Here is a 23,222-nt window from a genome sequence, read left to right as displayed (position 1 = left end):
CAGGATCATCACACGCACGGATTTTCGAGTGCAACGTGACTTCGCCTACTGGCTGGATCCTGCTGCATCGACGACGGGGACACGTCCAGGACCGCCCATACCGTCTTGCCCGGCCCGTCCGCGCAGGGATACCAGCCCCAGCGGTCGGCCAGGGCCGCGACCACCAGGAGGCCCCGGCCTCCGTCCTGATCGGGTGAGGCCGGTTCCGCGGGGGCGGGGAGGCGCTCGCCCCGGGTGTCGGTGACCTCGATGCGGATGGCCGTGCCCTCGGCGGAGAGGCGGAGGCGGAAGTCGCGGCCGGACACGTGACCGTGGCGTACCGCGTTGCTGCTGAGCTCGGCGACGGTCAGCAGCAGCGCATCGTGCGCCTCGCTCCCGTACGGAACGCCCCAGGCGTCGAGGCGTTCACCGGCCAGCCGTCGGGCGAGCCGGGCGCCGCGCGGGGTGGAGCTGAAACGCATCGTGAAGTGATGCCAGGGGAATCGGGCGTGTGGGGCGCGCGTCGGTCGTACGGGGAGGAGCGGCTGCTTGTCAGTCATTCCTCCACACTGACGAACCATGACTGCACGTCACCAGGGTTTACGCACCGTCATCATCCTGGTGTACGTGAGCGGGAACAGCCTGTACGCGATCGCGGCCGGTCACGGCAGGCGGGTCAGGTCGCGCAGCTGTCCCACCAGTGCGTGAACGTCGCGGTCCGCAGGGGGAGCAGCGGGCGCCTCCGGATGTGTGGTGCGGCAGGGGCGGCAGAGGCCGTCGGGGAGCGCTTCGGGAGCGCCAGGGCGGCCGCATTCGGTGCACTCCGCGAGGAGGCGGCGCTTCGGCGTGACGGCCGTGGCAGGCGCCGGGCTGCTGGCCGCGAGCGGCGGCAGTTTGTCGGTGAGGCGGCGGCGTACGAGGCCCACGGGGGAGCCGACCTGCGCGGGGAGACCTGCGGTGAGCGCCTGGGTGAGGTAGTCGGCATCCACACCGCGTGCGAACCAGGCGGCGGCCAGTGGCTCCAGGGTGCGGCAGTCCGCTGCGGAGAGCGCCAGACGCGTGTCCCGGCGGCCGAGTTGGGCCAGGGCGAGGTACGCGGGGGAGGCGGCGGTCGCGGGTGTCGCCTGTGTGCGCTGCTCGGGCACGACGGATGGTGCGGACGCGGGGGCTGTCGGGGTCGGGGCCTCTGCATCGGCGTCGGCAGCCGGGGGAGCGGGCGTCGCTTCCGGCGGGGAGTTACTGCCCTCGGCGGCCAGGAACGTGTCCCACCACTCGTTGTCGTGGGCCGTACGGGACCAGTAGGTACGGGAGACCCAGCGGACCTGCTCGCCCTCGCCGGCCAGGCAGCGCACGCGGCGCAGGTGACCGGCCACCCCGAGGGCCTTCAACGCGCTGGAGACGGCCATCTGTCCGTACAGCGGGAGGCTCTTGGCGAGCGACTTGATGTCCATGGCCGCACCGTCGGGGAGTCGGTCGACGTATCCGGCGATGTGCCGTTCGCGCTCTGGCATCAGCGCGAAGTCGTCTGCTCGGGGCGCGCGTTGGTCTGTCGCGGTGCGCTTGCCGTAGCCGGGGCGGGCTTTCGCGTACGGGCGCGAGGATGCGGGTGTGCGAAGGGCAGGGCTAGGGTGCTCGGTAGCCACGAGATCGGGTCCTGTCGATCTTGGGGTGAGACCCCGGCCTGGTGTTTGCGCACCGCGTCGGGGTCGATTCGTTGGGGGCACCGTAAGCAGTCGTGACGGCGAGCTGCAAGCCGATCACCTTTAGTCATACTGGCTGGCCGTGGCGGGGTAGGGAGGGTGGGAGGTTTTCCCAAAACCCTTCTTTCCCTACCGGGTGAACAACATCGCTCGGGCCTCGACCCTCGGATCCCGGCCTCCGAATCCCGAAACTCAAGCGTCGGGCCCGCGCCCGTGATCGTGTCCTCCCAACGAGTGAACGGTCCGTTTCCGACGCTCGAAGCTCGGCTCTCGGATGTCGAGCGTCGGGCCACTCCTTCGATGGAACGCGGCGGGAATCGTGTGCGTGAGGCAGGGCGGGTGGTTACGGTGCCCGAGTGGGACGAGCTGGGGCGGGCGCTTCCTGCGGGGCCGCGAAGAGCCGTCCTTCGCAAGCTGGTTGTACGCGATGGGCCGAGGCGTGTACGTACGTGGGGACAGGCGGTGGCGATGACGCGGGACGAGGTGGGCATGGACGCGGAGGCGGAGGCCTCGCCGGGGACGCAGTCTGAGGGCAAGTCGGAGAACGGCGTGGCGGTCGCCTTCGGAAGGCAGTTGAAACTGCTGCGAATGCGGTCGGGGCTGGACCGGGTGGAGTTCGGGAAGCGGCTGGGGTACGCGGCACAGTCGGTGGCCTCCTTCGAGCAGGGACGGCGCATCCCCCAGCCGGAGTTCGTCGACAAGGCGGACCGGTTGCTGGAGGCCGGTGGGCTGCTGATGGCCCTGAAGGAGGAGCTGGCGCGGTCCCAGTACCCGGCGTTCTTTCGGGATATGGCGCGCTTGGAGGGTGAGGCTGTCGAGCTGTGCGCGTACGACACGCACATGGTCAAGGGCCTATTGCAAACCGAGGAGTACACGCGGGCTGTTCTCGCCATGCGGAGACCGTTGCTCGACGAGGACACCATCGAGCAACGAGTATCTGCACGCTTGGCGCGGCAGGAGATTTTCAGCCGCTGGCCCGCGCCACTCATGAGCTTTGTCGTGGAGGAGCCCGTTCTGCGACGTCCGTTGGGTGGCCGAGCTGTTCTGCATGGGCAACTGGCGCAGCTGCTGAAGTTCGGTAGGTTCCGTAACGTCGAAATCCAAGTGATGCCGCTCGATCGCGACGACAACGCCGGGGTGGACGGCGCCTTCACAGTGGTGACGCGTAGGGGCGGGGAACAGCTCGTGTATACCGAGGCGCAAGGGCGCAGTAACTGGCTGAGCGATCGGGACGAGACGCGGCTCGCCGCAGCCCGCTATGGGATCATCCGGAGCCAGGCTCTCACTCCGCGAGAGTCCTTGGGGTTCATCGAGAAGTTGCTGGGAGAGCTATGAACACCGCCGAAGTCTCTGCCTCGCAGGAGCTTGCTTGGTACAAGAGCAGCTACAGCGGGGCTGAAGGTGGCGACTGCATTGAGGTCGCCTGGCGCAAGAGCAGCCACAGCGGGGCCGAAGGCGGCGAGTGCATCGAGGTCGCCTCCCTGGCCACACACGTGCACATCCGGGACTCGAAGCAGCCCGACGGCCCGGTGCTCACCGTCGGGGTTCGGGCCTGGGCGGGATTCCTGGGGCTGGCCGCGAGCTGAGGCGCCCCGCGAGGGAGACGTCAGGCCCGGCCCTGGTCACTGTTCCCGCGGCCTCACCCACGCTCTGTGACCCGTCCCACAGAAGTCACCCGGATGGACCGTTGACCGCCGTGGCACAATGACCGTGTACCAGCAGCAGCGCACTCCGGGGTCGGTGTAATTCCGAACCGGCGGTTATAGTCCGCGACCCGTCCGCATCCAGCGGCCGGTTGACCAGGTGAGATTCCTGGACCGACGGTGAAAGTCCGGATGGGAGGCAGTGCGCGGCGGGCCGTTACAGGTACGCCGCTGTCGGCGGATGTGTTCCGGGAAGTCCCGGGACGCCCACATCCGTGTCGACGGATTCGGTTTTCGGCGTTCCCCTGTTGCGTTCCGCTTCATCTGTCGTCATCGACAGCCCCGGAGTCCGTGCCCGAAGAGGCAGGAGGACCCGGTGGCCACCGCAGCCGAAAGAACCGCCATGCGGCGGGCGATCACGCTCGCAGCCCGCGGACTCGGCGCCACCAGCCCGAATCCGGTCGTCGGATGCGTCATCCTCGACGCCGCCGGGGAACAGGCCGGCGAAGGCTTCCACCAGCGCGCCGGCGGGCCGCACGCCGAGGTCCACGCCCTGCGCGCGGCCGGCGAGCGGGCCCGGGGCGGCACCGCCCTCGTCACCCTCGAACCCTGTAATCACACCGGCCGCACCGGACCCTGCGCCCAGGCGCTCGTCGAGGCCGGCGTCCGCCGGGTCGTGTACGCGGTGAGCGACCCGAACCCGCAGGCCACCGGCGGTGCCGACACCCTGCGCGCCGCGGGCGTCCAGGTGGAACAGGGCCTCCTCGCCGACGAGGCGGAGGCCGGGAACGCCGTATGGCTCACCTCGGTCCGCCTCGGCCGCCCGTACGTCCTGTGGAAGTACGCCGCGACCCTGGACGGGCGGATCGCCGCCGCCGACGCCACCAGCCGCTGGATCACCTCGCCCGAGGCCCGCGCCGACGTCCACCGGCTGCGCGCCGAGGCCGACGCCGTGGTGGTCGGCTCCGGCACCGCCCGCGCCGACGACCCCCAGCTGGGCGTACGCGGCATCGAGGGCGCCACGCAGCCCCTCCGGGTGGTCGTCGACACCGGCGCCACCGCCGTCCGGCCCGGGGCCCGGGTCCTCGACGGGTCCGCGCCCACCCTGATCGCGGTCGCCGACGACGCCGCGGCCGGTCACCTCCCCGAGGAGGCCGTGCTGCGCCTGCCGCGCGCCGCCACCGGGCCCGGCCTGGACATCGACGCGCTGCTCGCCGCCCTGCACGGCCGCGGCGTCCGTTCCGTACTCCTCGAAGGCGGGCCGGTCCTGGCCGGCGCCTTCGTCGCCGCGGGAGCGGTCGACACCGTCGTCGGCTATCTCGCCCCGGTTCTCCTCGGCGCGGGCCCGGCGGCCCTCGCCGACGCCGGAATCTCCACCATCTCCCAGGCGTTGCGCCTCGATGTGACCGAGACCGTCCGTATCGGCCCCGATCTGCGCATCACCGCCGTCCCCGTTCCTGCTCGGAAGGGAAACTGAGTGTTCACCGGAATTGTCGAAGAACTGGGTGAGGTCACAGCCGTCGAGAAGCTCGACGACGCCTCCCGCTTCCGACTGCGCGGCCCCGTCGTGACCGAGGGCGCCAAACACGGCGACTCCATCGCCGTCAACGGCGTCTGCCTCACCGTCGTGGACCTCGGGGAGAACGAGTTCACCGCCGACGTCATGGCCGAGACGCTGGACCGCTCCAGCCTCGGCGCCCTGACCGAGGGCTCCCGGGTCAACCTGGAGCGCCCCATGGCGCTCGGCGGCCGCCTCGGCGGGCACATCGTCCAGGGACACGTCGACGGCACGGGCCGCATCGTCGAGCGCCGGGTCTCCGAGAACTGGGAGATCGTCAAGATCTCCCTCCCCGACGGGCTGGCCCGCTACGTCGTGGAGAAGGGCTCGATCACGGTCGACGGAGTGAGCCTGACCGTCGTCGACGCCGCCTCCGACCACTTCACCATCAGCCTCATCCCCACCACCCTCGCGCTGACCACGCTCGGCATCAAGGAGCCCGGCGACCCGGTCAACCTCGAGGTGGACGTCCTCGCGAAGTACGTCGAACGGCTGCTCGGCCACGGCGCCGCGCCGGAATCAGGGGAGCCGGTCGCATGAGCACCCTGGACTGGCTGAACTCGGAGGCGTTCACCGCCTTCGGGCAGCACATCATCTGGTCGGACATGCTCGGCAACACGATCGGCCTGATAGCCCTGGCCCTCGGCTGGCTCCGCTCGGTCTGGACCTGGCCCGCCCAGCTCCTGTCCGGCGTCGTCCTGGTCGCCGCGAACGTCTCCGTGCAGCAGGCGGGCAGCGTCGGCAAGCAGCTGATCGTCATCGCCGTCGCCGTCTGGGGCTGGCAGCAGTGGACCCGCGGCAGGCAGCAGGCCCAGGACGGCTCCATCGCCGTACGCTTCGCCACCTGGCGCGAGCGCGCGTACCTGCTGGGTGGCGCGGTCGTCGGCACCCTCGCGGTCGGCGGACTCTTCACCGCCTTCCCCTCGCTCTCCTGGAGCCCGTGGGCGGACGCGTACATCTTCGCCGGCACGCTCGTCGCGATGCTGGCCCAGGCCCGCGGCATGGTCGAGTTCTGGTTCGCCTGGCTGCTCGTCGACCTCGTCGGCGTACCGCTCAACTTCCACAGCGGACTCGCCTTCTCCGGTCTCATCTACGTCGTCTACGGCGCCCTCGTCCTGTGGGGCATGCGCGACTGGTGGCTGCGTACGCGGACACCCGCTCTGGAAGGAGCCACGGCATGACTGCCCAGCCCACCTGGTTGCACGACCGCACCCTCGAGGACCTCTCGCTCGACCCCGTCGAGCAGGCGATCCGCGACATCGCCGCCGGACGGCCCGTCGTGGTCGTCGACGACGAGGACCGGGAGAACGAGGGCGACCTCGTCATCGCCGCCGAGAAGGCGACCCCCGAGATCATCGCCTTCATGATGAGCGAGTGCCGCGGTCTGATCTGCGCGCCCATGGAGAACGACGAGCTCGACCGCCTCGAACTCCCGCAGATGGTCGCGCACAACACCGAATCCATGCAGACGGCCTTCACCGTCTCCGTGGACGCCTCCGCGGCCCACGGAGTGACCACCGGGATCTCCGCCGCCGACCGCGCCACCACCCTCCGGATGCTGGCGGGCGGCACGGCGGGACCCGGCGACTTCGTGCGCCCCGGCCACGTCTTCCCGCTCCGCGCACGCTCCGGCGGTGTCCTCGTCCGCAACGGCCACACCGAGGCGGCCGTCGACCTGGCCAGGCTCGCCGGGCTGCGCCCCGCCGGTGCCATCGTCGAGATCGCGGGCGAGGACGGTGTGATGCTGCGGCTCCCCGAGCTCGTCCCGTTCGCCCGTAAGCACGGCCTCACGATCATCTCCATCGAGGACCTGATCGCCTACCGCCGCAGCTCCGAGCCCACCGTGCGCCGCGAGGCCGAGGTCCGGCTGCCGACCACCTTCGGCCCGTTCACCGCCTACGGCTACCGCTCCGTCGTCGACGGGGTCGAGCACGTCGCACTCGTCCACGGCGACATCGGTGACGGCCAGGACGTCCTCGTCCGGGTCCACTCCGAATGCCTGACCGGCGACATCTTCCAGTCCCAGCGCTGCGACTGCGGCCCCCAGCTGCACACCTCCATGGAGCGCGTCACCGCCGAGGGCCGCGGGGTCGTCGTCTACCTGCGCGGCCACGAGGGCCGGGGCATCGGCCTGCTGTCCAAGCTGCGCGCCTACGAACTCCAGGAGCGCGGCTCCGACACCCTGGACGCCAATCTCGAACTCGGCCTGCCCGCCGACGCCCGGGACTACGCGGCGGGCGCCCAGATCCTGCGCGACCTCGGCGTCCACACCCTCCGTCTGATGACCAACAACCCGGACAAGACCGCCGCGCTCGTACGGCACGGCCTCAAGGTCACCGGGCGCGAGCCCATGCCCGTCCAGGCCGGTGAGCACAACCTGCGGTACCTGCGCACCAAGCGGGACCGGATGGGACACGACCTGCCCTGGCTCGACGCCACGGCGTCCGCCTGCGGCAACCAGTAAGACCGACCAGCACCGAACACACAGGAGAGACATGAGCGGCAAGGGCGCACCCGAACTGTCCGTACGCAACTGCGGAGACCTGCGGGTGGCGGTGATCGCGGCCCAGTGGCACGAGAAGGTCATGGACGGGCTCGTCGACGGGGCCCTGCGCGCCCTGCACGACCTGGGCATCGACGAGCCGACCCTGCTCCGGGTCCCCGGCAGCTTCGAGCTCCCGGTGGTGGCCAAGGTGCTCGCCGGCCGTGGCTACGACGCGATCGTCGCCCTCGGGGTGATCATCCGCGGCGGCACCCCGCACTTCGAATACGTGTCCCAGGGCGTGACCAACGGCCTCACCCAGGTCACGGTCGACACCGGCGTCCCCGTCGGATTCGGCGTGCTCACCTGTGACGACGAGGCCCAGGCCCTGGACCGGGCCGGACTCGAAGGCTCCAACGAGGACAAGGGGCACGAAGCGGTCACCGCCGCCGTGGCCACGGCCGCCACACTGCGCACCGTCAGCGAACCCTGGCGCTGAGCAGCGCTCCCGGACCCCGTATTCTTAGGACCATCATGGCCAACAAAACCTTCGAAGAGCTCTTCGCCGAGCTGCAGCTCAAGGCCGCCGACGGCGACCCCTCCACCTCCCGCACCGCCGAGCTGGTGGACAAGGGTGTTCATGCCATCGGCAAGAAGGTCGTCGAGGAGGCCGCCGAGGTCTGGATGGCCGCCGAATACGAGGGCAAGGAAGCCGCCGCCGAGGAGATCTCGCAGCTGCTCTACCACGTCCAGGTGATGATGGTCGCCCGCGGGATCTCCCTCGACGACGTCTACGCCCACCTCTGAGCACACCCCCGCACGTCCCGGAACTCCCTCCGCACAAAGGAAACCTGACCTCATGCTGCGCATCGCCGTCCCCAACAAGGGTGCAATCTCCGGGCCTGCGATGGCGATGCTCCATGAGGCGGGCTACCGGCAGCGCAAGGAGTCGAAGGAACTGGTCCTCGTCGACCCCACGAACGAGGTCGAGTTCTTCTACCTGAGGCCGCGCGACATCGCGATCTACGTCAGCTCCGGCCGGCTGGACATCGGCATCACCGGACGTGACCTGCTGCTGGACTCCGGGGCCGAGGCCGAGGAGATCCTCCAGCTCGGCTTCGCACGCTCCACCTTCCGTTACGCCACCAAGCCCGGCACGGCCAACGGCCCCAAGGACTTCGACGGCATGACGATCGCCACGTCCTACGAGGGCATCGTGGCGAAGCACCTCGCCGAGGAGGGCGTCAACGCCTCCGTCGTCCACCTCGACGGCGCCGTCGAGACGGCCATCGAGCTCGGGGTCGCGCAGATCATCGCCGACGTCGTCGAGACCGGCACCAGCCTGCGCAACGCGGGCCTGGAGGTCATCGGCGAGCCGATCATGACGTCGGAAGCCGTCGTGATCCGCCGCACCGGCGCCGACGCCGAGGACCCCAAGGTGCAGCAGTTCCTGCGCCGCCTCCAGGGCGTCCTGGTCGCCCGCTCCTACGTGATGATGGACTACGACTGCCGCGTCGAGCACCTGGAGCGCGCCGTCGCCCTCACACCGGGCCTGGAGTCGCCGACCATCTCCCCCCTGCACCACGAGGGCTGGGTTGCCGTCCGCTCCATGGTCGCCTCCAAGGAGGCCCAGCGGATCATGGACGACCTGTACGAGCTGGGTGCCCGCGCCATCCTCACGACGGCCATCCACGCCTGCCGCCTCTGACGGCCGGACCCCACCGCACACCGAAGGACGACAGCGCCGCCATGTCCGCCCCCGCACCACGGCCGTCCGGACTCCCCGCTCTCCCGGCCACCTTCAGGCCCACCCTCACCCGGGTGGTCCTGCTGGCCGTGGGGGCGGCGATGTTCGCCGTCATCACCGCCGTCGCGGTGATCCTGGAGAATCTCAGCGCGGGGGAGCGGACCAGCTTCGTCTTCGTCGCCCTGCTCTTCTTCGGGGTCCTCGCCCTGCTGAGCCGCCCCCGCATCACCGCCGACGAGGCAGGGGTCACGGTCGTCAACATCACCCGTACCCGACGACTCGCCTGGGCGGAGATCCTCCGCGTCAATCTGCGCGCCGGGGACCCCTGGGTCTTCCTCGACCTCAGCGACGGCACCAGCATGCCCGCGCTCGGCATCCAGCCCGGAATCGCCAGGGCAAGGGCCATCAGCGACGCCAGAACGCTCCGCGCGCTCGTCGAGTTCCACGGCAGCGGAGTGAAGGACGCCACTGAGAACGGCTGAGTCCACTGCCCCGTACGGCCCGATCCCGATTATTCTGGGACCGGTGGCGCACCGGGTGCGCCCCGCCCCGCACCAGAAGGCCTTCGCGCCCGCGGGGCACTTTCCTGCGACCCAAGGAGTGACTCCCTCCAGCAATGGACGGATCGTCCGGTAGTACCTGCGCCGCCCTCTCCCCGGAGGCGGCGGCATGACCACCCCCCTGTTGCTGCTCCTCGCGGCATTCCTTCTCATCCTCGCCAACGGCTTCTTCGTGGCAGCCGAATTCGGTCTCGTCACGGTGGAACGGCCGGACGCCGAACGCGCCGCCGCCGAAGGCGACCGCCGGGCCCGTACCGTCGTCGCCGCCCTGCGCGAACTCTCCTTCCAGCTCTCCGGCACCCAGCTGGGCATCACCATCACCTCGCTGGTCGTCGGCATGCTCGCCGAACCGGCGCTCGCACAGCTGCTCGCCGGACCGCTCACCGCCACCGGAATGCCCGAAGGGGCCGTCCCCGGGGTGAGCGTCGTGACCGGCATGCTGTTCGCCGCCGCCGTCCAGATGGTGATCGGCGAGCTCGTGCCGAAGAACTGGGCGGTCTCCCGGCCGCTCCAGGTCGCGCGGTTCGTCGCCGGTCCGCAGCACCGCTTCTCCACCCTCCTGCGGCCGGTGATCACCGCCCTGAACACCGTCGCCAACCGGCTGGTCAGGCTGCTGGGAGTCGAACCCACCGAGGAACTCGCCTCCGCGAGGACCCCGGGCGAGCTGGTCTCCCTGGCCCGGCACTCCGCCGAGGCCGGCACCCTCGAACAGGACACCGCCGATCTCTTCGTACGGACCCTGTCGCTCGCCGGGCTCACCGCCCAGCACGTCATGACCCCGCGCGTGAAGGTCAGCGCCCTGCAGTCCTCCGCCACCGCGGCGGACGTCCTCAACCTCACGCGGGCCACGGGTCTGTCCCGCTTCCCCGTCTACCGGGACCGCATCGACGAGGTCGTCGGCATGGTCCACCTCAAGAACGCCCTGGCCGTCCCCTCCCAGGACCGGCTGCGCACCCCCGTGAGCCGGATCGCCGTGGCGCCGCTCCTGGTGCCCGAGACCCTGCCCGTCGAACAGCTGCTCAAGCGGCTGCGCAGCGAGCAGCCGATAGCCGTCGTGGTCGACGAGTACGGCGGCACCGCCGGGGTCGTCACCCTCGAGGACATCATCGAGGAGCTCGTCGGCGAGGTCAGGGACGAGCACGACGCGGAGGGCGCCGACCGTCCCGAGCTGACACCCGTCGTCGCCGACGACGGCCGGGCCGGCTGGGACGTGGAGGGCAGCACCAGGGTCCTGACCCTGCGGAGGATAGGCCTCGACGTACCCGAGGGCCCGTACGAGACCGTGGCGGGGCTGGTCGCCGATCTGCTGGGGCGGATCCCCGCCCCCGGTGACCGGGCCGAGCTTCCCGGCTGGCGGATCTCCGTCCGCCAGGTCGGCCACTACCGGGCCGAGAAGGTCCGCTTCGTCCGGCTGACGGACATACCGGCCACCCCGGCGGAACGGCCGGACCGGCCGGAGCACCTCACCCAGGACCTGCTGGAGGCCGTGCGATGAGCCTCGTACAGCTGCTCTTCGCAGGTCTCCTCGTCCTGGCGAACGGCTTCTTCGTCGGCGCCGAGTTCGCGCTCGTCTCCGTACGCCGCAGTCAGGTCGAACCCCTCGCGGCAGCCGGTTCGAGCCGGGCCAGACAGGTCCTGTACGGCCTGGAGAACCTGCCGCAGATGATGGCCGCCGCACAGTTCGGCATCACCGTCTGCTCCCTCACCCTGGGTGCCGTCGCCGAGCCGACCGTCGCCCATCTGCTGGAGCCCGTCTTCCACGCGGCGCACGTGCCCGACGGGCTCGTCCACCCGCTCGGCTTCGCGGTCGCCCTGGTCTCGGTGGTCTTCCTCCACCTCGTCATCGGCGAGATGGTCCCGAAGAACCTGGCGATGGCCGCCCCCGAGAAGACCGCGATGTGGCTCAGCCCCGGCCTCGTCGGCTTCGCCCGGCTCTGCCGGCCCGTCACCTCCGCGCTCGGCGCCTGCGCCAGGCTCGTCCTGCGGATCTTCAAGGTCGAGCCGAAGGACGAGGTCGAGGCCGTCTTCACCAGTGAGCAGCTCAACCGGCTGGTGGAGGACGCCGGCATGGCAGGTCTGCTGGAACCGGAGGCGCAGGAACGCCTCGGGGACGCCCTCGAACTGGGCAGCAGGCCCGTCACCGACGTACTGCTCGACCGTGCGTCCCTGGTGACGGTGGACCCCTCCGTCACCCCGCGCCGCATCGAGGAACTGACCGTACGGACCGGCTACTCACGCTTTCCCGTCTGCGCGGAGGGCGGCGGCCCGTTCATGGGCTATCTGCACGTCAAGGACGTCCTGGAGCTGGAGGACGGCGAGCGGGCCGTCCCCCAGCAGATCTGGCGCCCGATGGCCACCGTACGGGCCGAACTCCCCCTGGACGACGCCCTGACGGTCATGCGCCGCGCGGCCACGCACCTCGCCCAGGTCGCCGACGCGTCGGGCAAGGTGCTCGGCCTGGTCGCCATGGAGGACGTACTGGAGATGCTCGTGGGCGAGGTCCGCGACCCGGCCCACCGTGTCTCGGTGCCCCGCCGCACGGTGGAGGCGCCGAAGGCCATGGCCCCGCTGGGCTGATCCCGTCGCCGGGCGGTCCCTCCGGGGGCCGTCCGGCGGCGCGCTCTCACAGGGCGCCGGGCTCCTGCTTCCCCCGGTCCACCGGGCCCCGCCCCGACAGCACCTCGCCGTACGCCTGCATCAGGTCCGGCAGCCGCAGCGTGGCCAGATCGTCCCGGGTCGGCGCGGCGGTGTAACCGGACAGCCGCAGATCACGGTAGGCGCAGCTCTTCTCGTACAGGGTGCGCAGGAAACGGCCGTTGCCCAGCTCGTCGATCCAGCCCTGGTCGACCACGTGCCCGCTGATGCTGCGCAGCTCGTCGAGGGACTCCTCGTCCCACACATCGCCGTTGTCGGCGGCCAGCACCCCGCCGATCGCGGTGAGTTCGAGGGGGCGGTAGCTAGGGAAGTCGACCCGCGTGGTGAAGCGTGAGGAGAGCCCCGGGTTGGTGGAGAGCAGCCGGTCCATGCCCTCCGGATAGCCGGCGAGGATGACGACGAGGTGGTCCCTGTTGTCCTCGGCCCGCTTGAGGAGGACCTGCAGGGCCTCGTCGCCGTACGCGTCGCCCTTGCTGTAACCGGAGTTGGAGAGGCTGTACGCCTCGTCCACGAACAGCACCCCGCCGAGCGCCGAATCGATCAGCTCGTTCGCCTTCACCGCCGTCTGCCCGAGGAACTCGCCCACCAGGTCCGACCGTTGGGCCTCCACGAGATGGTCGCCGCCGAGGAGGCCGAGGGCGTAGAAGACCCGGCCCAGGATCCGGGCGACCGTCGTCTTGCCCGTGCCGGACGGGCCGGAGAAGACGAAGTGCCGCTTCGGCGGCTGCACCGGCAGCCCCTGCTCCGCCCGCAGACGCGCCATGTTCAGCTGCGCGGACAGGGCCTTGACCTGGCGTTTCACGGGTTCGAGTCCGACCATGCGCTCCAGCTCCGCAAGGGCTTCCGCGAGCATTGCCGGGTCGCTCGGCCCCGAAGGGAAGGCGGCGGCCCGGGGCGCTCCCGGCTTCTCCCGCGCTCCGCCACCGCCGGGCCCGGACTGCGGGACCACGACCCCGGGGAGCGCCTGGGGGTCGCCGCCGCCGAGCCAGGGCTCACGGCCGTCCACCAGGTCGGTGGTGAGTGCCGTGTCGCCGTCCGTCCGGTCCTCCATGCCCGCGCTGTCCGCGCCGAAGCCGGCCAGTGAGACCGCGGCGAGATCGGAGGCCTCGTCGTAACCGTCGCCCTCGGAGATCGCCGCCAGCCTGGCCGAGGTGTCCATGAAGGCCGGGTCCACCCGGTGCACGGCCCGGTACAGCGGCAGGGCCGCCGCGCTCCGGCCGGTGCCCTCGTGGGCACGCGCCAGCCAGTAGCGCAGCTCCTTGCGCTGCGGCTGCTCGCTGCGACAGCGCATCAGCGCGGCGGACAGGAGGGGCTCCGCCTGCCCGTACATCTCCAGGCGCACCCGCGCCATGCCGCCGAAGAGCCCCGCCTCGATGCCGAGCAGCGGATCATCGATGAGCTGCTCCGTGGTGCGTACGAGCTGGTCCCAGTCCTTCACCAGATAGGAGCGGCAGGCATGCAGGAAACGGACCTGGGGATCCGCGTCGACCGGCGGCAGACCCGCCAACGCGCGGTCCAGCTCCGGCACATGGCGGCCGTCCAGCCAGTGCGAGGCGTGCGCGAGGAGCAGATCGCGCGGGCTCTCCAGCACCGGCTGGACCCACCAGCCCAGCCAGTACCACGAGTTGAGCGTGCGGCGATGGCGGGCACGCTGCTCTCCGAAGCGGTCGCGATGGCGGTACATGCGTAACAGCGCCGTGGTGGTGTCGATCCGCAGCGCGTGCAGGCCCAGCCAGCCGTCCGCCATGCCGGGATCGAAGCGCACCGCCGTTCTGAACTCCTCCTCGGCCTGCGGGTACGCCCCCATGGTGTAGGCGTCCACCCCACGCAGCCAGGCAAGGTCGGCCGGGGCCTGTGTGCCCGGCGTGCCGATGTCCATCAGGTCCCCCACAAACCGTGCCCCCAGAATGTCCCGCCCGCACAGCATGCCCAGCTCGGCGCACCTAATCACCGTGCCGGGGACGGGAATTGCCCACACCCGGGACGCATCGTACCTGCACAGGGAGTGAGCGGTTAAGTACGTAACCGGCGCTTCGGCCGCGGTGACCGAGGGTGAGTGGAGGGCCGGTCCGGCGGGGTGCGAGGGCAGAACGAAGCCCCCGATCACGGGGGAACAACCGGGGGCTTCGCGTCCGCGAGGGCTCCGAAAAGCCGCACATTGAGAACGTAAGACCTGTACGGCCCCTCGGTCAAGCCGAGTTGGGGCGGCTTCGGCGCTTTTTCCTACCGACCGGTATGGCGTCCCTCAGGCTTCACTGTCCGTGACGATCCGACTCGTCACCGCTGTCGGGTGAGGACCTTCCAGCCACATATATCCCGTGGGCATCCGCCGTATCACCGCATCGGCGAAGGGGTACGAGGGATCGTCGGCGAAATGCCGGTGCTCCGCGACCGTCCAGCCGTCCCAGAACTCCGAGAGCCCGGGGCCGTCGCGGCGCCGGCCCTGCTCCCAGGAGGCCTCGCGGTCCCCCTCCATCCACAGCAGTCCCGCGAGGAACGGCCGTACCGCGGTGCGGCCCGCGCCCACCCCCTCGACCAGCATCACGGGGGCCGGGTCCAGCGTCCTCGGCGGCCCGAAGCGGCGGGCCGTCCAGTCGTACGGGGCGTACCGCGCGGACTCGCCCCGCGCGAGCGGATCCAGGACCTGCGCCCGCAGCCGGTCCGTCCAGGCGAAGAGCTCCTCGTGGGTGGCGAGGTCGTCCAGGCGCAGCACGGGCGCGTCGCCGAGTGCCGCCGCCAGCCGGCCGGCGAACGTGCTCTTGCCGGACCCCGCGTGACCGTCGACCGCGACCAGCCGGACCGGCCCGCAGGACGGGGGCAGGGAGCGCAGCCGGTGCGCGTGGTCCGCCAGGTCGTTCATGTCCCCCACCCTACGATTCCGGCGGGGCCGCCCAGGTCACGTCAGTGGACCAGACCAATATTGATGGTGCGGCACGGGGCGAATCACTGGCCGGATCCGCACCCGACCCGCGATAGTTGGCGCACCGATCGGAACACGCAGCCCCCATCCGCCGACGACCGGAGGTCTCGCCCATGACCGGACCGACTTCACGCAGAACCGTGCTCACCGCCGCGCTCGCGGCAGCGGCCGGGGCGGGCACCGTGGCCTCCGCCGGCCCGGCGGGCGCCGCCCCCTCCCGGACCCCCTCGTCACCGGCGGCGGACCCGCTCGTGGAGAACCGTTTCTGGAGTACGTACACCGACTGGCGCTGCGGCTCGTCCGCCGGGACCCGGGCCGTCGCGGGGCGCCGGCCCGGCCTGGTGATCTCCGCCCCCGCCGGACGTACCGACTACACCGACCCGCACACCGGTACGACCAGCACCTGGGAGTACGCGACCTGGACCTCCCCGGTCCACCGCTCGGCCGTCCCCGCCACCGAGGTGATCGCGTCCTGGAACGCCCACACCCCGCCGGGCACCTGGATCCAGATCGAGCTGCGCGGCAGCTACTCGGACGGCACGGACACGCCCTGGTACGTGATGGGCCGCTGGGCCTCGGCCGACACGGACATCCGGCGCACCTCGGTCGACGACCAGACGGACGGCAGGAGCACCGTCTGGACCGACACCTTCTCGCTCGACGACGCGGCGAGCGGGCTCCGGCTGGCGTCCTACCGGCTGCGCCTCACCCTCCACCGCACCCCCGGCACCCGCCTCACGCCCACGGTCCACCGGGTCGGCGCCATGGCCTCGGACGTCCCGGACCGCTTCACCGTCCCCGCCACCGCGCCGGGTGTCTCCCGTGAGCTGGCGGTGCCCCGCTACTCGCAGAACGTCCATGTGGGGGAGTACCCGGAGTACGACAACGGCGGCGAGGCCTGGTGCAGCCCCACCTCCTCGCAGATGATCATCGAGTACTGGGGCCGCAGGCCCACCCCCGAGGACCTGGCCTGGGTCAAGCCGGGCCTCGCCGACCCCCAGGTCTGCCACGCGGCCCGCTACACCTTCGACTACCAGTACGACGGGTGCGGCAACTGGCCCTTCAACGCCGCCTACGCCGCGACGTACAGGGACATGAACGCCGCGGTCACCCGGCTCGGGTCGCTGACCGACCTGGAGAACCTGGTCGCCGCCGGTATCCCCGTCATAACGTCCCAGTCGTTCCTCAAGGACGAGCTGACGGGGGCGGGTTACGGGACCTCGGGCCACCTGATGACCGTCATCGGCTTCACGGCCGCAGGCGACGTCATCGCCAACGACCCCGCGTCCCCGTCCAACGACGCGGTGCGCCGTGTGTACAAGCGGCGGGAATGGGAGAACATCTGGCTCCGCACCAAGCGCTACGACGCGAACGGCGCGGTCAGGAGCGGCACGGGAGGGGTCTGCTACGTCTACTGGCCGAACCAAGTAACCCCAGCTCAGAGGCTAGTTCTCCGTCGCACCGGACTCCAGTAGTAGCGAGAGAGGCGCCCCCTCCAGAACCTCGGAGAGGGCGCCCTTTCGCATCTCGCCCGAAGGCTGGGGAGCGACTGGGGAGATCTTTTACGGGGATCCTTGGGGCCCGCCGGCGGCGGACGATGTGCACCGGGCGAGCAGGCCCAGCTCGGTGCGCCGGTGCTCATCGAGGAACTCGATGCGCTGCGCCTGCTCGTCGGTGAGCACATCGCACACCCAGTCCCAGTGCAGTGCCACCCGGTCGCCGGGGAAGAGCCGGTCGATCAGCGTCAGCCCGTCGGCCGAGCAGCGTACGGTCTCCTCCCGCCACGCGCCGTCGGTCAGTCCGTCACCGTCCCAGCGCAGCGGGCGTGAGCGTACGGTCGCCACGTCGCTGTCGGCACCGATGACCACTCCCGTACGGATGCGGCACCGGTCGAGCACGGTGAGGGCCGTCGGGTGCCCGCTCGATCGCAGTATCGGCGCCCAGGGATACACCTCGAACACCTGGAAACTGTGATGGGCCAGAGCGCGCCGCCCGGCCTCGCGCCAGGTGCCGCCGAGCTGTCCCCGGAACCGGTCGGTCATGCGCTCCACGAGGGCGGCGGGATCGGCCAGGTCCAGCAGCTCGTTGCCGATCCAGTAGGCCTCGACCACCCGCTCGTCGAGCGGGTCGCGCACCCCGGCCGTCTCCGCGAGGAACTGGAGATAGCACCAGGCGCCCTCGAACTGTCTGGCCCGCCGCTCGATGTCGGCGGTCGCGTCGCGGCGCAGGAGGGCCGCCGCGTCGGCCGGGCCGCAGTAGCCGAGCTCATTGGGCGGGTAGGCGTATCGCGCGAACAGCAGCGCGCCCTCGGCACTCACTCAGCAGATCCTCGGCAGCTGTTCGCCGATCGGCAGGCCGATGACTCGATTTCCGCCCAGCCCTGTTCTGGCGACCACCATCCCGGCGTGATCCGGTACGCAGCTGCCGATCCTGCACGCCGACCTGCCGAGGGGGTGGGCCCGCATCGCCTCCAGCACCCGGTCCGCGTCCTCGGCCGGGACGATCGCGATCAGCTTGCCCTCGTTCGCGACCTGGAGCGGGTCGAGCCCGAGCAGGCTGCACGCGTCCCGCACCGTGGGCGGCACGGGCAGCAGCCGCTCGACCAGTTCGATGCCGACGTCCGACGCGCGGGCGATCTCGTTCAGCGAAGCCGAGACACCCCCGCGCGTGGGGTCCCGGAGCACATGGACGTCGGTGCCGGTCGCGAGCACGGCGGCGACCAGACCGTGCAGCGGAGCGGTGTCGCTCTCGACCGTCGTACCGAACTCCAGGCCTTCCCGGCAGCTCATCACGGCCACGCCGTGCACGCCGATGTCGCCACTGACGAGCACCGCATCGCCGGGGCGGGCCCGGCGTGCGTGGATGTCCACGCCGTCGGGGACCAGGCCGATGCCCGAGGTGTTCAGGTAGACGCCGTCACCACTGGCGCGCTCGACGACCTTGGTGTCCCCGGTGACCAGCCGGACACCGGCGGCCTCCGCCGCCCGGCCCACGTCCTGGGCGATCCGGCCGAGGTCGCTCAGCGCGGTGCCCTCCGCGAGGATGAAGGCGGTCGACAGGAACAGGGGTGTCGCTCCCGACATGGCCAGGTCGTTGACCGTCCCGTTCACCGCCAGGTCACCGATCGACCCGCCGGGGAAGAACATCGGCTTCACGACGAACGAGTCGGTGGAGAAGGCGAGCCGGGTGCCGGACCCGACCGTGAGCACGGCCGAGTCCCCGAGGTCGGCGGCGGCCGCGGCACCGTACGCGGGCAGGAACAGGTGCTCGATGAGCTCGCCGGACATCGCACCCCCGCCCCCGTGACCCATCACGACGGAAGGGATGTCACGCAGCGGTACGGGGCAGGTCCACCCCTCGAAGTCGAGGTCCGGCACGCCGTCGAGCGTCGCGGTCACGCCGTGGGCAACAGCCGTCATGTCGGTCACGTCGGTCACATCAGTCACGTCGGTCACTTCGCATCGACCAGTTCCAGCCGGCGGTGGGTGTAGTACGCGGCACACGCGCCCTCGGTGGACACCATCGTCGCGCCCAGCGGGTTCCTCGGCGTGCACTCCTTGCCGAACGCCTCGCACAGATGCGGCTTGATCAGCCCCTGGAGCACCTCGCCCGAGCGGCAGAGCGACGACTCGGCGGTGTGGATGCCCGTCACGTCGAACCGCTGCTCGGCGTCGAACTCCCGGTACTTCTCCGCGAGTCGCCAGCCACTGCGGGGAATCTCCCCGATCCCGCGCCAGGTCCGGTCCGTCACCTCGAAGACATCCGCGAGCATCTTCATGGCCGGCGCGTTGCCGTCGTCGCGCACCGCCCGGGGGTAGGCGTTCTCCACCTCGTACCGCCCCGACTCCAGCTGCACGATGGTCCGTCGGACACCCTCCAGGATGTCGAGCGGCTCGAAGCCGGTGACCACGATCGGCACCTTGTACTTCCGGGCCAGCGGCGGGTACTCGGATGTCCCCATCACACTGCACACATGGCCCGCGGCGAGGAACGCCTGGACCCGGCAGGTCGACGACTCCATGATCGCGGCGATCGCCGGGGGCACCAGGACATGGGAGACCAGCAGCGAGAAGTTACGGACTCCGAGCTTCGCCGCCTGATACACCGTCATGGCGTTGGCGGGCGCGGTGGTCTCGAAGCCGATGCCGAAGAAGACGACCTCGCGGTCCGGGTTCTCGCGGGCCAGCTTCAGCGCGTCGAGCGGTGAGTACACCACCCGTACGTCGCCCCCGGCGCTCTTGATGGAGAACAGGTCCTGGCTGCTGCCGGGCACCCGCAGCATGTCACCGAACGAGCAGAAGATGACGCCGGGGCGGGCCGCGATGGCCAGCGCCCGGTCGATGGTCTCCAGCGGGGTGACGCAGACGGGACAGCCCGGTCCGTGGATCATCTCCACGCCGTCCGGCAGCAGTTGGTCGATGCCGTGGCGGATGATCGAGTGGGTCTGCCCGCCGCAGACTTCCATCATCGCCCAGTTCCGCGTGGTGACCGCGTGGATCTGATCGATGATCTTCTTCGCGAGATCGGGGTCGCTGAACTCGTCGAGGTACTTCACCGGCCGGCTCCTTCGGGGGACGTGCTCTGGGCTGTGACTGAGAGGGGGTCGCCGAACTCCTCGGCGAGGATGCCGAGCCGGTCGAAGTTGGCCAGGGTCTCCTTGGCCGACCGTTCGTCCAGGCGCTGGATGGCGAAACCGACGTGCACGATGACGTATTCACCGACCGTCACATCGGGGATGTACTGGAGACAGACCTCCTTGCGCACCCCGCCGAAGTCCACCTCGGCCATCACGGTGCCGTCGACTTCGGCGGTACTGAGGACGCACCCCGGAACAGCCAGACACATGGTCCCTCTTCTCTGTGGATCTCTCGGGTACGGGAGCGGCGGTGTCAGCCCGCTGCGGCGATCATGAGCTGGCCGAGGGCGATCCCGCCGTCGTTGGGCGGGAGCAGCCGTGGCCGGAGAACGGTGAATCCGCGCTCCGCCAGGCCGTGTCGGGTCGATTCGAGCAGCAGGGCGTTCTGGAAGACGCCACCGCCGAGGGCCACGGTGTCGAGCCCGGTGCCCGCGCGGCAGAGGTCGGCGAGATCGACGACCAGGGTGGCGACGGCCGCGTGGAAGCGGGCGGCGATCACTCCGGCGGAGACCCCGGCCCGTACGTCGGACACCACGGCACGCACGACCGGTCCCGGGTCCGCGACGGCGGGCTCCCCGTCCGCACCGGGCCGGATCGCGAAGCCGTAGCCGCACTCCGCGACCAGGGGATCAGCCGTCGCGCCCCGGGCCAGCCCCTCCAGCTCCATGGCCGCCTCCGCCTCGAACGCCACCTCGTGCCGTACGCCCGCGAGGGACGCGATCGCGTCGAAGAGCCGGCCCATCCCCGACGTCGGCACACAGCCGAAGCCGGTGGTGAACTGGTGCGCCAGCACCTCGCGTTCGGCTGCCGGGCAGGCCAGGACGGCCGGCAGGTCCGCGTTCCAGGGAACGCCCGCCGCGTGCAGATGCGCCAGCGCCATCCGGTAGGGCCGCAGCACGCTCGCGTCACCCCCGGCCAGCGGTACGTAACCCAGGTGGGCGGCCCGGCGGAACGACGCGTAGCCCGCCACCAGGACCTCGCCGCCCCAGGCCGCGCCGTCGTCGCCGTGGCCGGTGCCGTCGAAGGCGATGCCGATGACCCGCGCGTCCCGGCCCAGGCCGTGTTCGGCCATGACGGACGCGATGTGCGCGTGGTGGTGCTGCACGGTACGCACGGGCCGCCCGGCCGCACGGTCCCGGGCCCAGGCGCCGGAGTGGTAGCCGGGATGACGGTCCGCGACCAACAGGGCCGGCTCCACCCCGGTGAGTTCTTCGAGGTGCTTCTCGGTGCGGGTCAGCGCGTCGACCGTGGACAGGTCGTCCATGTCGCCGATGTGCTGGCTCAGCCAGGCGTAGCGGCCCTCGCCCAGCGCGCAGGTGTTCTTCAGATCGGCGCCCACCGCGAGCGTGGGGGGCACGTCGAAGGGCAGCGCGAGCGGCAGCGGGGCGTACCCGCGTGAGCGGCGCAGCGGCAGCTCGGCACCCGCCACCCAGCGGCTCACCGAGTCGTCGCACGGCACATGGATCCGCCGGTCGTGCCGCAGCCAGGCGTCGACCAGCGGCGCGAGCACCGTCAGCGCGTCGCCGTCGTCGGTGACGATCGGCTCGCCCGACAGATTGGCCGACGTCATCACCAGCGCGTCCGGGCCCGGATCGTCGTCGCCGATCCCGAAGAGCAGGACGTGCAACGGCGTGTACGGAAGCAGCAGCCCGAGGTCGGGGCAGCCGGGCGCCACGGCGTCGGACACCCCGGCACCGGGCCCGGCGGGACGCCGGGGCAGGAGCACGATCGGGCGGCGGCCACCGGTCAGGAGTGCCTCCTCGTCCGCCGTGACGGTCACCAGCTCCCGGGCCACGTCGAGGTCCCGGACCATCACCGCGAACGGCTTGCCGCCGCGCCGCTTGCGCCGGCGCAGCTCGGTCACGGCCGCCGCGTTGCGGGCGTCGCACACCAGGTGGTACCCGCCGAGGCCCTTGACCGCGATGATCCCGCCGTCGGCCAGGAGCTTGCGGGCCGTGCGCAGCGCGTCCTCGTCGCGGGACGGGGACACCCCTTCGCCGACGGTCAGTTCGAGCCGGGGCCCGCAGTCGGGGCAGGCGACCGGCTGGGCGTGGAAGCGCCGGTCGCCCGGATCCTCGTACTCGGACCGGCAGGCCGCGCACATCTCGAAGTCGGCCATCGTGGTCGCTGCCCGGTCGTAGGGCAGGCCGGTGACGATCGTGAACCGGGGACCGCAGTGCGTACAGGTGATGAAGGGGTGGCGGTAGCGCCGGTCCGACGGGTCGGCCAGCTCGTCCAGACAGTCGCGGCAGGTGGCGATGTCGGGCGGGACGAGCGTCCTGGCCCGGCCGGCCGTACGGGAGTGCTCGATGGTGAAGCCAGTCCCGCCGCGCGTCGGCAGATCGCTGGTCCGTACGTCCTCGACGATCGCGAGCGGCGGGCAGTCGGACCGCAGCCGGCGGCCGAACTCCGCCACGGCGTCGGCCGGTCCCTCGACCTCGGCGAGCACCCCGTCGCCGGTGTTCGTCACAGCGCCTCCGAGCATCAGCTCGGAGGCGGTGACATAGACGAAGGGCCGGAAGCCCACGCCCTGCACGACGCCGCGCACCTCGAACCTGCGGCGGATCCGCTCCTCCCGGCCGCGCCCCATCATCTCCAGGCCCGACATGGCCTCCCGTGCCTTCTCCCGGTCGATGAGCTCGACGGCGAAGCCCATGTGCAGGAGCACCCAGTCGTCGCAGCCGGGCGGATCATCGAGCATGCCGATGTTGACGCGCCGCCGGGCACCCTCGACATCCACCAGGGCCAGCTGGCCCGCATAGCCGTCCACGATCTCCACGACGCGGCCAGGAATGCCTAGGCACATGATCAGGATCTCCGGAGTTCGGCGCTCTTCACGGACGCGGTCGGTACGGCGGGGACAAGCTGCCGGACCAGGGTGTGCACCGCCTGGACCGCCTCGGGCACCGCACGGCCGACGGCTTCGCTGAGCCCGATGCCCTCCTCGACCCCGGCGGGCGTACAGCCGACGAGGAAGGTGAGCGGAAGAGTACCGCCCAATTGATCCAGATTTGCCAGCACCGCGACCGGATTCATGCCATGGGCGTCGAATTCACCCGTACCGAGGTCCTCCGGGCCGATGCGCAGGACCGTCACCTCCCCGGGCGCGCCGCCGCCCGGGTACGCGTCGACCAGCACCAGCGCGTCGTACCCGTCGAGCAGGTCGTACGCGAGATGCATGCCGCGGATCCCGTAGTCCACCACCCGGACCTGCCCGGGCAGTCCGCCCTCGGCGGCCAGCCGGCGTACGGCCTCCGGGCCGAAGCCGTCGTCGCTCAGGAAGAGATTGCCGATGCCCGCGACCAGGACCCGGGCCGCCGTCGGTGGTTCGTCCGTCATCCT

Annotated in this window: 23 protein-coding genes and 1 riboswitch; of the genes, 13 read left to right on the top strand and 10 right to left on the bottom strand. The window is 71.0% G+C overall.

Annotation, left to right across the window (positions count from 1 at the left end; translation table 11 throughout):
* Nucleotides 1-8: 8 nt before the first annotated feature.
* On the bottom strand, nt 9-539 hold the full coding sequence (locus tag ACIRD8_RS18195; protein WP_403992119.1) for an ATP-binding protein: 531 nt from the start codon (nt 537-539) through the stop codon (nt 9-11).
* A 102-nt stretch (nt 540-641) separates the two neighbouring features.
* Nucleotides 642-1,622 carry a MarR family transcriptional regulator gene (locus ACIRD8_RS18190; RefSeq protein WP_403992117.1) on the bottom strand — a complete coding sequence of 327 codons (981 nt, stop codon included), beginning with the start codon at nt 1,620-1,622 and terminating at the stop codon, nt 642-644.
* 525 nt (nt 1,623-2,147) lie between these two features.
* Between ACIRD8_RS18190 and ACIRD8_RS18185 the strand changes: the two genes are divergently transcribed.
* The 12 genes from ACIRD8_RS18185 to ACIRD8_RS18130 all read left to right on the top strand — a co-directional run bounded on the left by ACIRD8_RS18185 (nt 2,148) and on the right by ACIRD8_RS18130 (nt 12,246).
* Nucleotides 2,148-3,014: a helix-turn-helix domain-containing protein gene (locus ACIRD8_RS18185; RefSeq protein ID WP_403992114.1), complete on the top strand. Its 867-nt coding sequence runs from the start codon at nt 2,148-2,150 to the stop codon at nt 3,012-3,014.
* On the top strand, nt 3,011-3,265 hold the full coding sequence (locus ACIRD8_RS18180) for a DUF397 domain-containing protein (RefSeq protein ID WP_403992111.1): 255 nt from the start codon (nt 3,011-3,013) through the stop codon (nt 3,263-3,265). Before ACIRD8_RS18185 ends, ACIRD8_RS18180 begins: the two co-directional genes overlap by 4 nt.
* Before the next feature lie 136 nt (nt 3,266-3,401).
* Nucleotides 3,402-3,532, top strand: a riboswitch (FMN riboswitch).
* 166 nt (nt 3,533-3,698) lie between these two features.
* Nucleotides 3,699-4,799, top strand: a complete 1,101-nt coding sequence (gene ribD, locus ACIRD8_RS18175; protein WP_403992108.1) for a bifunctional diaminohydroxyphosphoribosylaminopyrimidine deaminase/5-amino-6-(5-phosphoribosylamino)uracil reductase RibD — start codon at nt 3,699-3,701, stop codon at nt 4,797-4,799.
* Nucleotides 4,800-5,420 carry a riboflavin synthase gene (locus ACIRD8_RS18170; RefSeq protein ID WP_403992105.1) on the top strand — a complete coding sequence of 207 codons (621 nt, stop codon included), beginning with the start codon at nt 4,800-4,802 and terminating at the stop codon, nt 5,418-5,420.
* Nucleotides 5,417-6,061: a nicotinamide riboside transporter PnuC gene (locus ACIRD8_RS18165; RefSeq protein ID WP_403992102.1), complete on the top strand. Its 645-nt coding sequence runs from the start codon at nt 5,417-5,419 to the stop codon at nt 6,059-6,061. Before ACIRD8_RS18170 ends, ACIRD8_RS18165 begins: the two co-directional genes overlap by 4 nt.
* Nucleotides 6,058-7,344: a bifunctional 3,4-dihydroxy-2-butanone-4-phosphate synthase/GTP cyclohydrolase II gene (locus ACIRD8_RS18160; RefSeq protein ID WP_403992099.1), complete on the top strand. Its 1,287-nt coding sequence runs from the start codon at nt 6,058-6,060 to the stop codon at nt 7,342-7,344. Before ACIRD8_RS18165 ends, ACIRD8_RS18160 begins: the two co-directional genes overlap by 4 nt.
* Nucleotides 7,345-7,375: 31 nt before the next feature.
* Nucleotides 7,376-7,861, top strand: coding sequence for a 6,7-dimethyl-8-ribityllumazine synthase (gene ribH, locus ACIRD8_RS18155; protein ID WP_099176924.1), 486 nt, complete (start codon nt 7,376-7,378; stop codon nt 7,859-7,861).
* A gap of 35 nt (nt 7,862-7,896) precedes the next feature.
* Nucleotides 7,897-8,169, top strand: a complete 273-nt coding sequence (locus ACIRD8_RS18150) for a phosphoribosyl-ATP diphosphatase (RefSeq protein WP_031097852.1) — start codon at nt 7,897-7,899, stop codon at nt 8,167-8,169.
* A gap of 52 nt (nt 8,170-8,221) precedes the next feature.
* On the top strand, nt 8,222-9,070 hold the full coding sequence (hisG, locus tag ACIRD8_RS18145) for an ATP phosphoribosyltransferase (RefSeq protein WP_403992096.1): 849 nt from the start codon (nt 8,222-8,224) through the stop codon (nt 9,068-9,070).
* Nucleotides 9,071-9,111: 41 nt separating this feature from the next.
* On the top strand, nt 9,112-9,591 hold the full coding sequence (locus tag ACIRD8_RS18140; RefSeq protein WP_403992093.1) for a PH domain-containing protein: 480 nt from the start codon (nt 9,112-9,114) through the stop codon (nt 9,589-9,591).
* Nucleotides 9,592-9,778: 187 nt separating this feature from the next.
* Entirely contained in the window at nt 9,779-11,164 is a 1,386-nt protein-coding gene (locus ACIRD8_RS18135; protein WP_403992090.1) for a hemolysin family protein, read from the top strand.
* Nucleotides 11,161-12,246, top strand: coding sequence for a hemolysin family protein (locus ACIRD8_RS18130; protein ID WP_403992087.1), 1,086 nt, complete (start codon nt 11,161-11,163; stop codon nt 12,244-12,246). Before ACIRD8_RS18135 ends, ACIRD8_RS18130 begins: the two co-directional genes overlap by 4 nt.
* 46 nt (nt 12,247-12,292) lie before the next feature.
* Here the strand turns inward: ACIRD8_RS18130 and ACIRD8_RS18125 are convergent, their stop codons facing one another.
* Nucleotides 12,293-14,203 (bottom strand): AAA family ATPase, encoded by a 1,911-nt coding sequence (locus tag ACIRD8_RS18125; RefSeq protein WP_403992084.1) that lies wholly within the window; start codon nt 14,201-14,203, stop codon nt 12,293-12,295.
* 366 nt (nt 14,204-14,569) lie between these two features.
* Nucleotides 14,570-15,184 carry a uridine kinase gene (locus ACIRD8_RS18120; RefSeq protein ID WP_403992081.1) on the bottom strand — a complete coding sequence of 205 codons (615 nt, stop codon included), beginning with the start codon at nt 15,182-15,184 and terminating at the stop codon, nt 14,570-14,572.
* A 173-nt stretch (nt 15,185-15,357) separates the two neighbouring features.
* On the opposite strand from ACIRD8_RS18120, the gene ACIRD8_RS18115 reads away from it, so the two are divergent.
* The gene (locus ACIRD8_RS18115) at nt 15,358-16,719 is read left to right on the top strand and encodes a peptidase C39 family protein (RefSeq protein WP_403992078.1); all 1,362 of its coding nucleotides are present in this window, start codon (nt 15,358-15,360) and stop codon (nt 16,717-16,719) included.
* An 87-nt stretch (nt 16,720-16,806) separates the two neighbouring features.
* Here the strand turns inward: ACIRD8_RS18115 and ACIRD8_RS18110 are convergent, their stop codons facing one another.
* From ACIRD8_RS18110 to ACIRD8_RS18085, 6 genes are read right to left on the bottom strand one after another with little or no spacing between them, the layout of a single operon-like run.
* A complete protein-coding gene (locus ACIRD8_RS18110; RefSeq protein WP_403992075.1) occupies nt 16,807-17,562 on the bottom strand; it encodes a DUF6390 family protein in 756 nt (251 codons plus the stop codon).
* A complete protein-coding gene (gene hypE, locus ACIRD8_RS18105; RefSeq protein ID WP_403992810.1) occupies nt 17,563-18,663 on the bottom strand; it encodes a hydrogenase expression/formation protein HypE in 1,101 nt (366 codons plus the stop codon).
* Between the two features lie 32 nt (nt 18,664-18,695).
* Complete coding sequence (gene hypD, locus ACIRD8_RS18100) at nt 18,696-19,799, bottom strand: hydrogenase formation protein HypD (protein WP_403992072.1); 1,104 nt, start codon at nt 19,797-19,799, stop codon at nt 18,696-18,698.
* The gene (locus ACIRD8_RS18095; protein WP_403992069.1) at nt 19,796-20,089 is read right to left on the bottom strand and encodes a HypC/HybG/HupF family hydrogenase formation chaperone; all 294 of its coding nucleotides are present in this window, start codon (nt 20,087-20,089) and stop codon (nt 19,796-19,798) included. Before ACIRD8_RS18095 ends, hypD begins: the two co-directional genes overlap by 4 nt.
* A gap of 44 nt (nt 20,090-20,133) precedes the next feature.
* On the bottom strand, nt 20,134-22,686 hold the full coding sequence (gene hypF, locus ACIRD8_RS18090; RefSeq protein WP_403992066.1) for a carbamoyltransferase HypF: 2,553 nt from the start codon (nt 22,684-22,686) through the stop codon (nt 20,134-20,136).
* A gap of 2 nt (nt 22,687-22,688) precedes the next feature.
* Nucleotides 22,689-23,219, bottom strand: coding sequence for a hydrogenase maturation protease (locus ACIRD8_RS18085; RefSeq protein ID WP_403992063.1), 531 nt, complete (start codon nt 23,217-23,219; stop codon nt 22,689-22,691).
* Nucleotides 23,220-23,222 lie beyond the last annotated feature (3 nt).

It is taken from the genome of Streptomyces sp. NPDC102451 (assembly GCF_044765485.1).
Lineage (GTDB): Bacteria > Actinomycetota > Actinomycetes > Streptomycetales > Streptomycetaceae > Streptomyces.
Note: the sequence above shows the minus strand (reverse complement) of the source record. Positions and strands in the feature narration are given on the sequence as shown.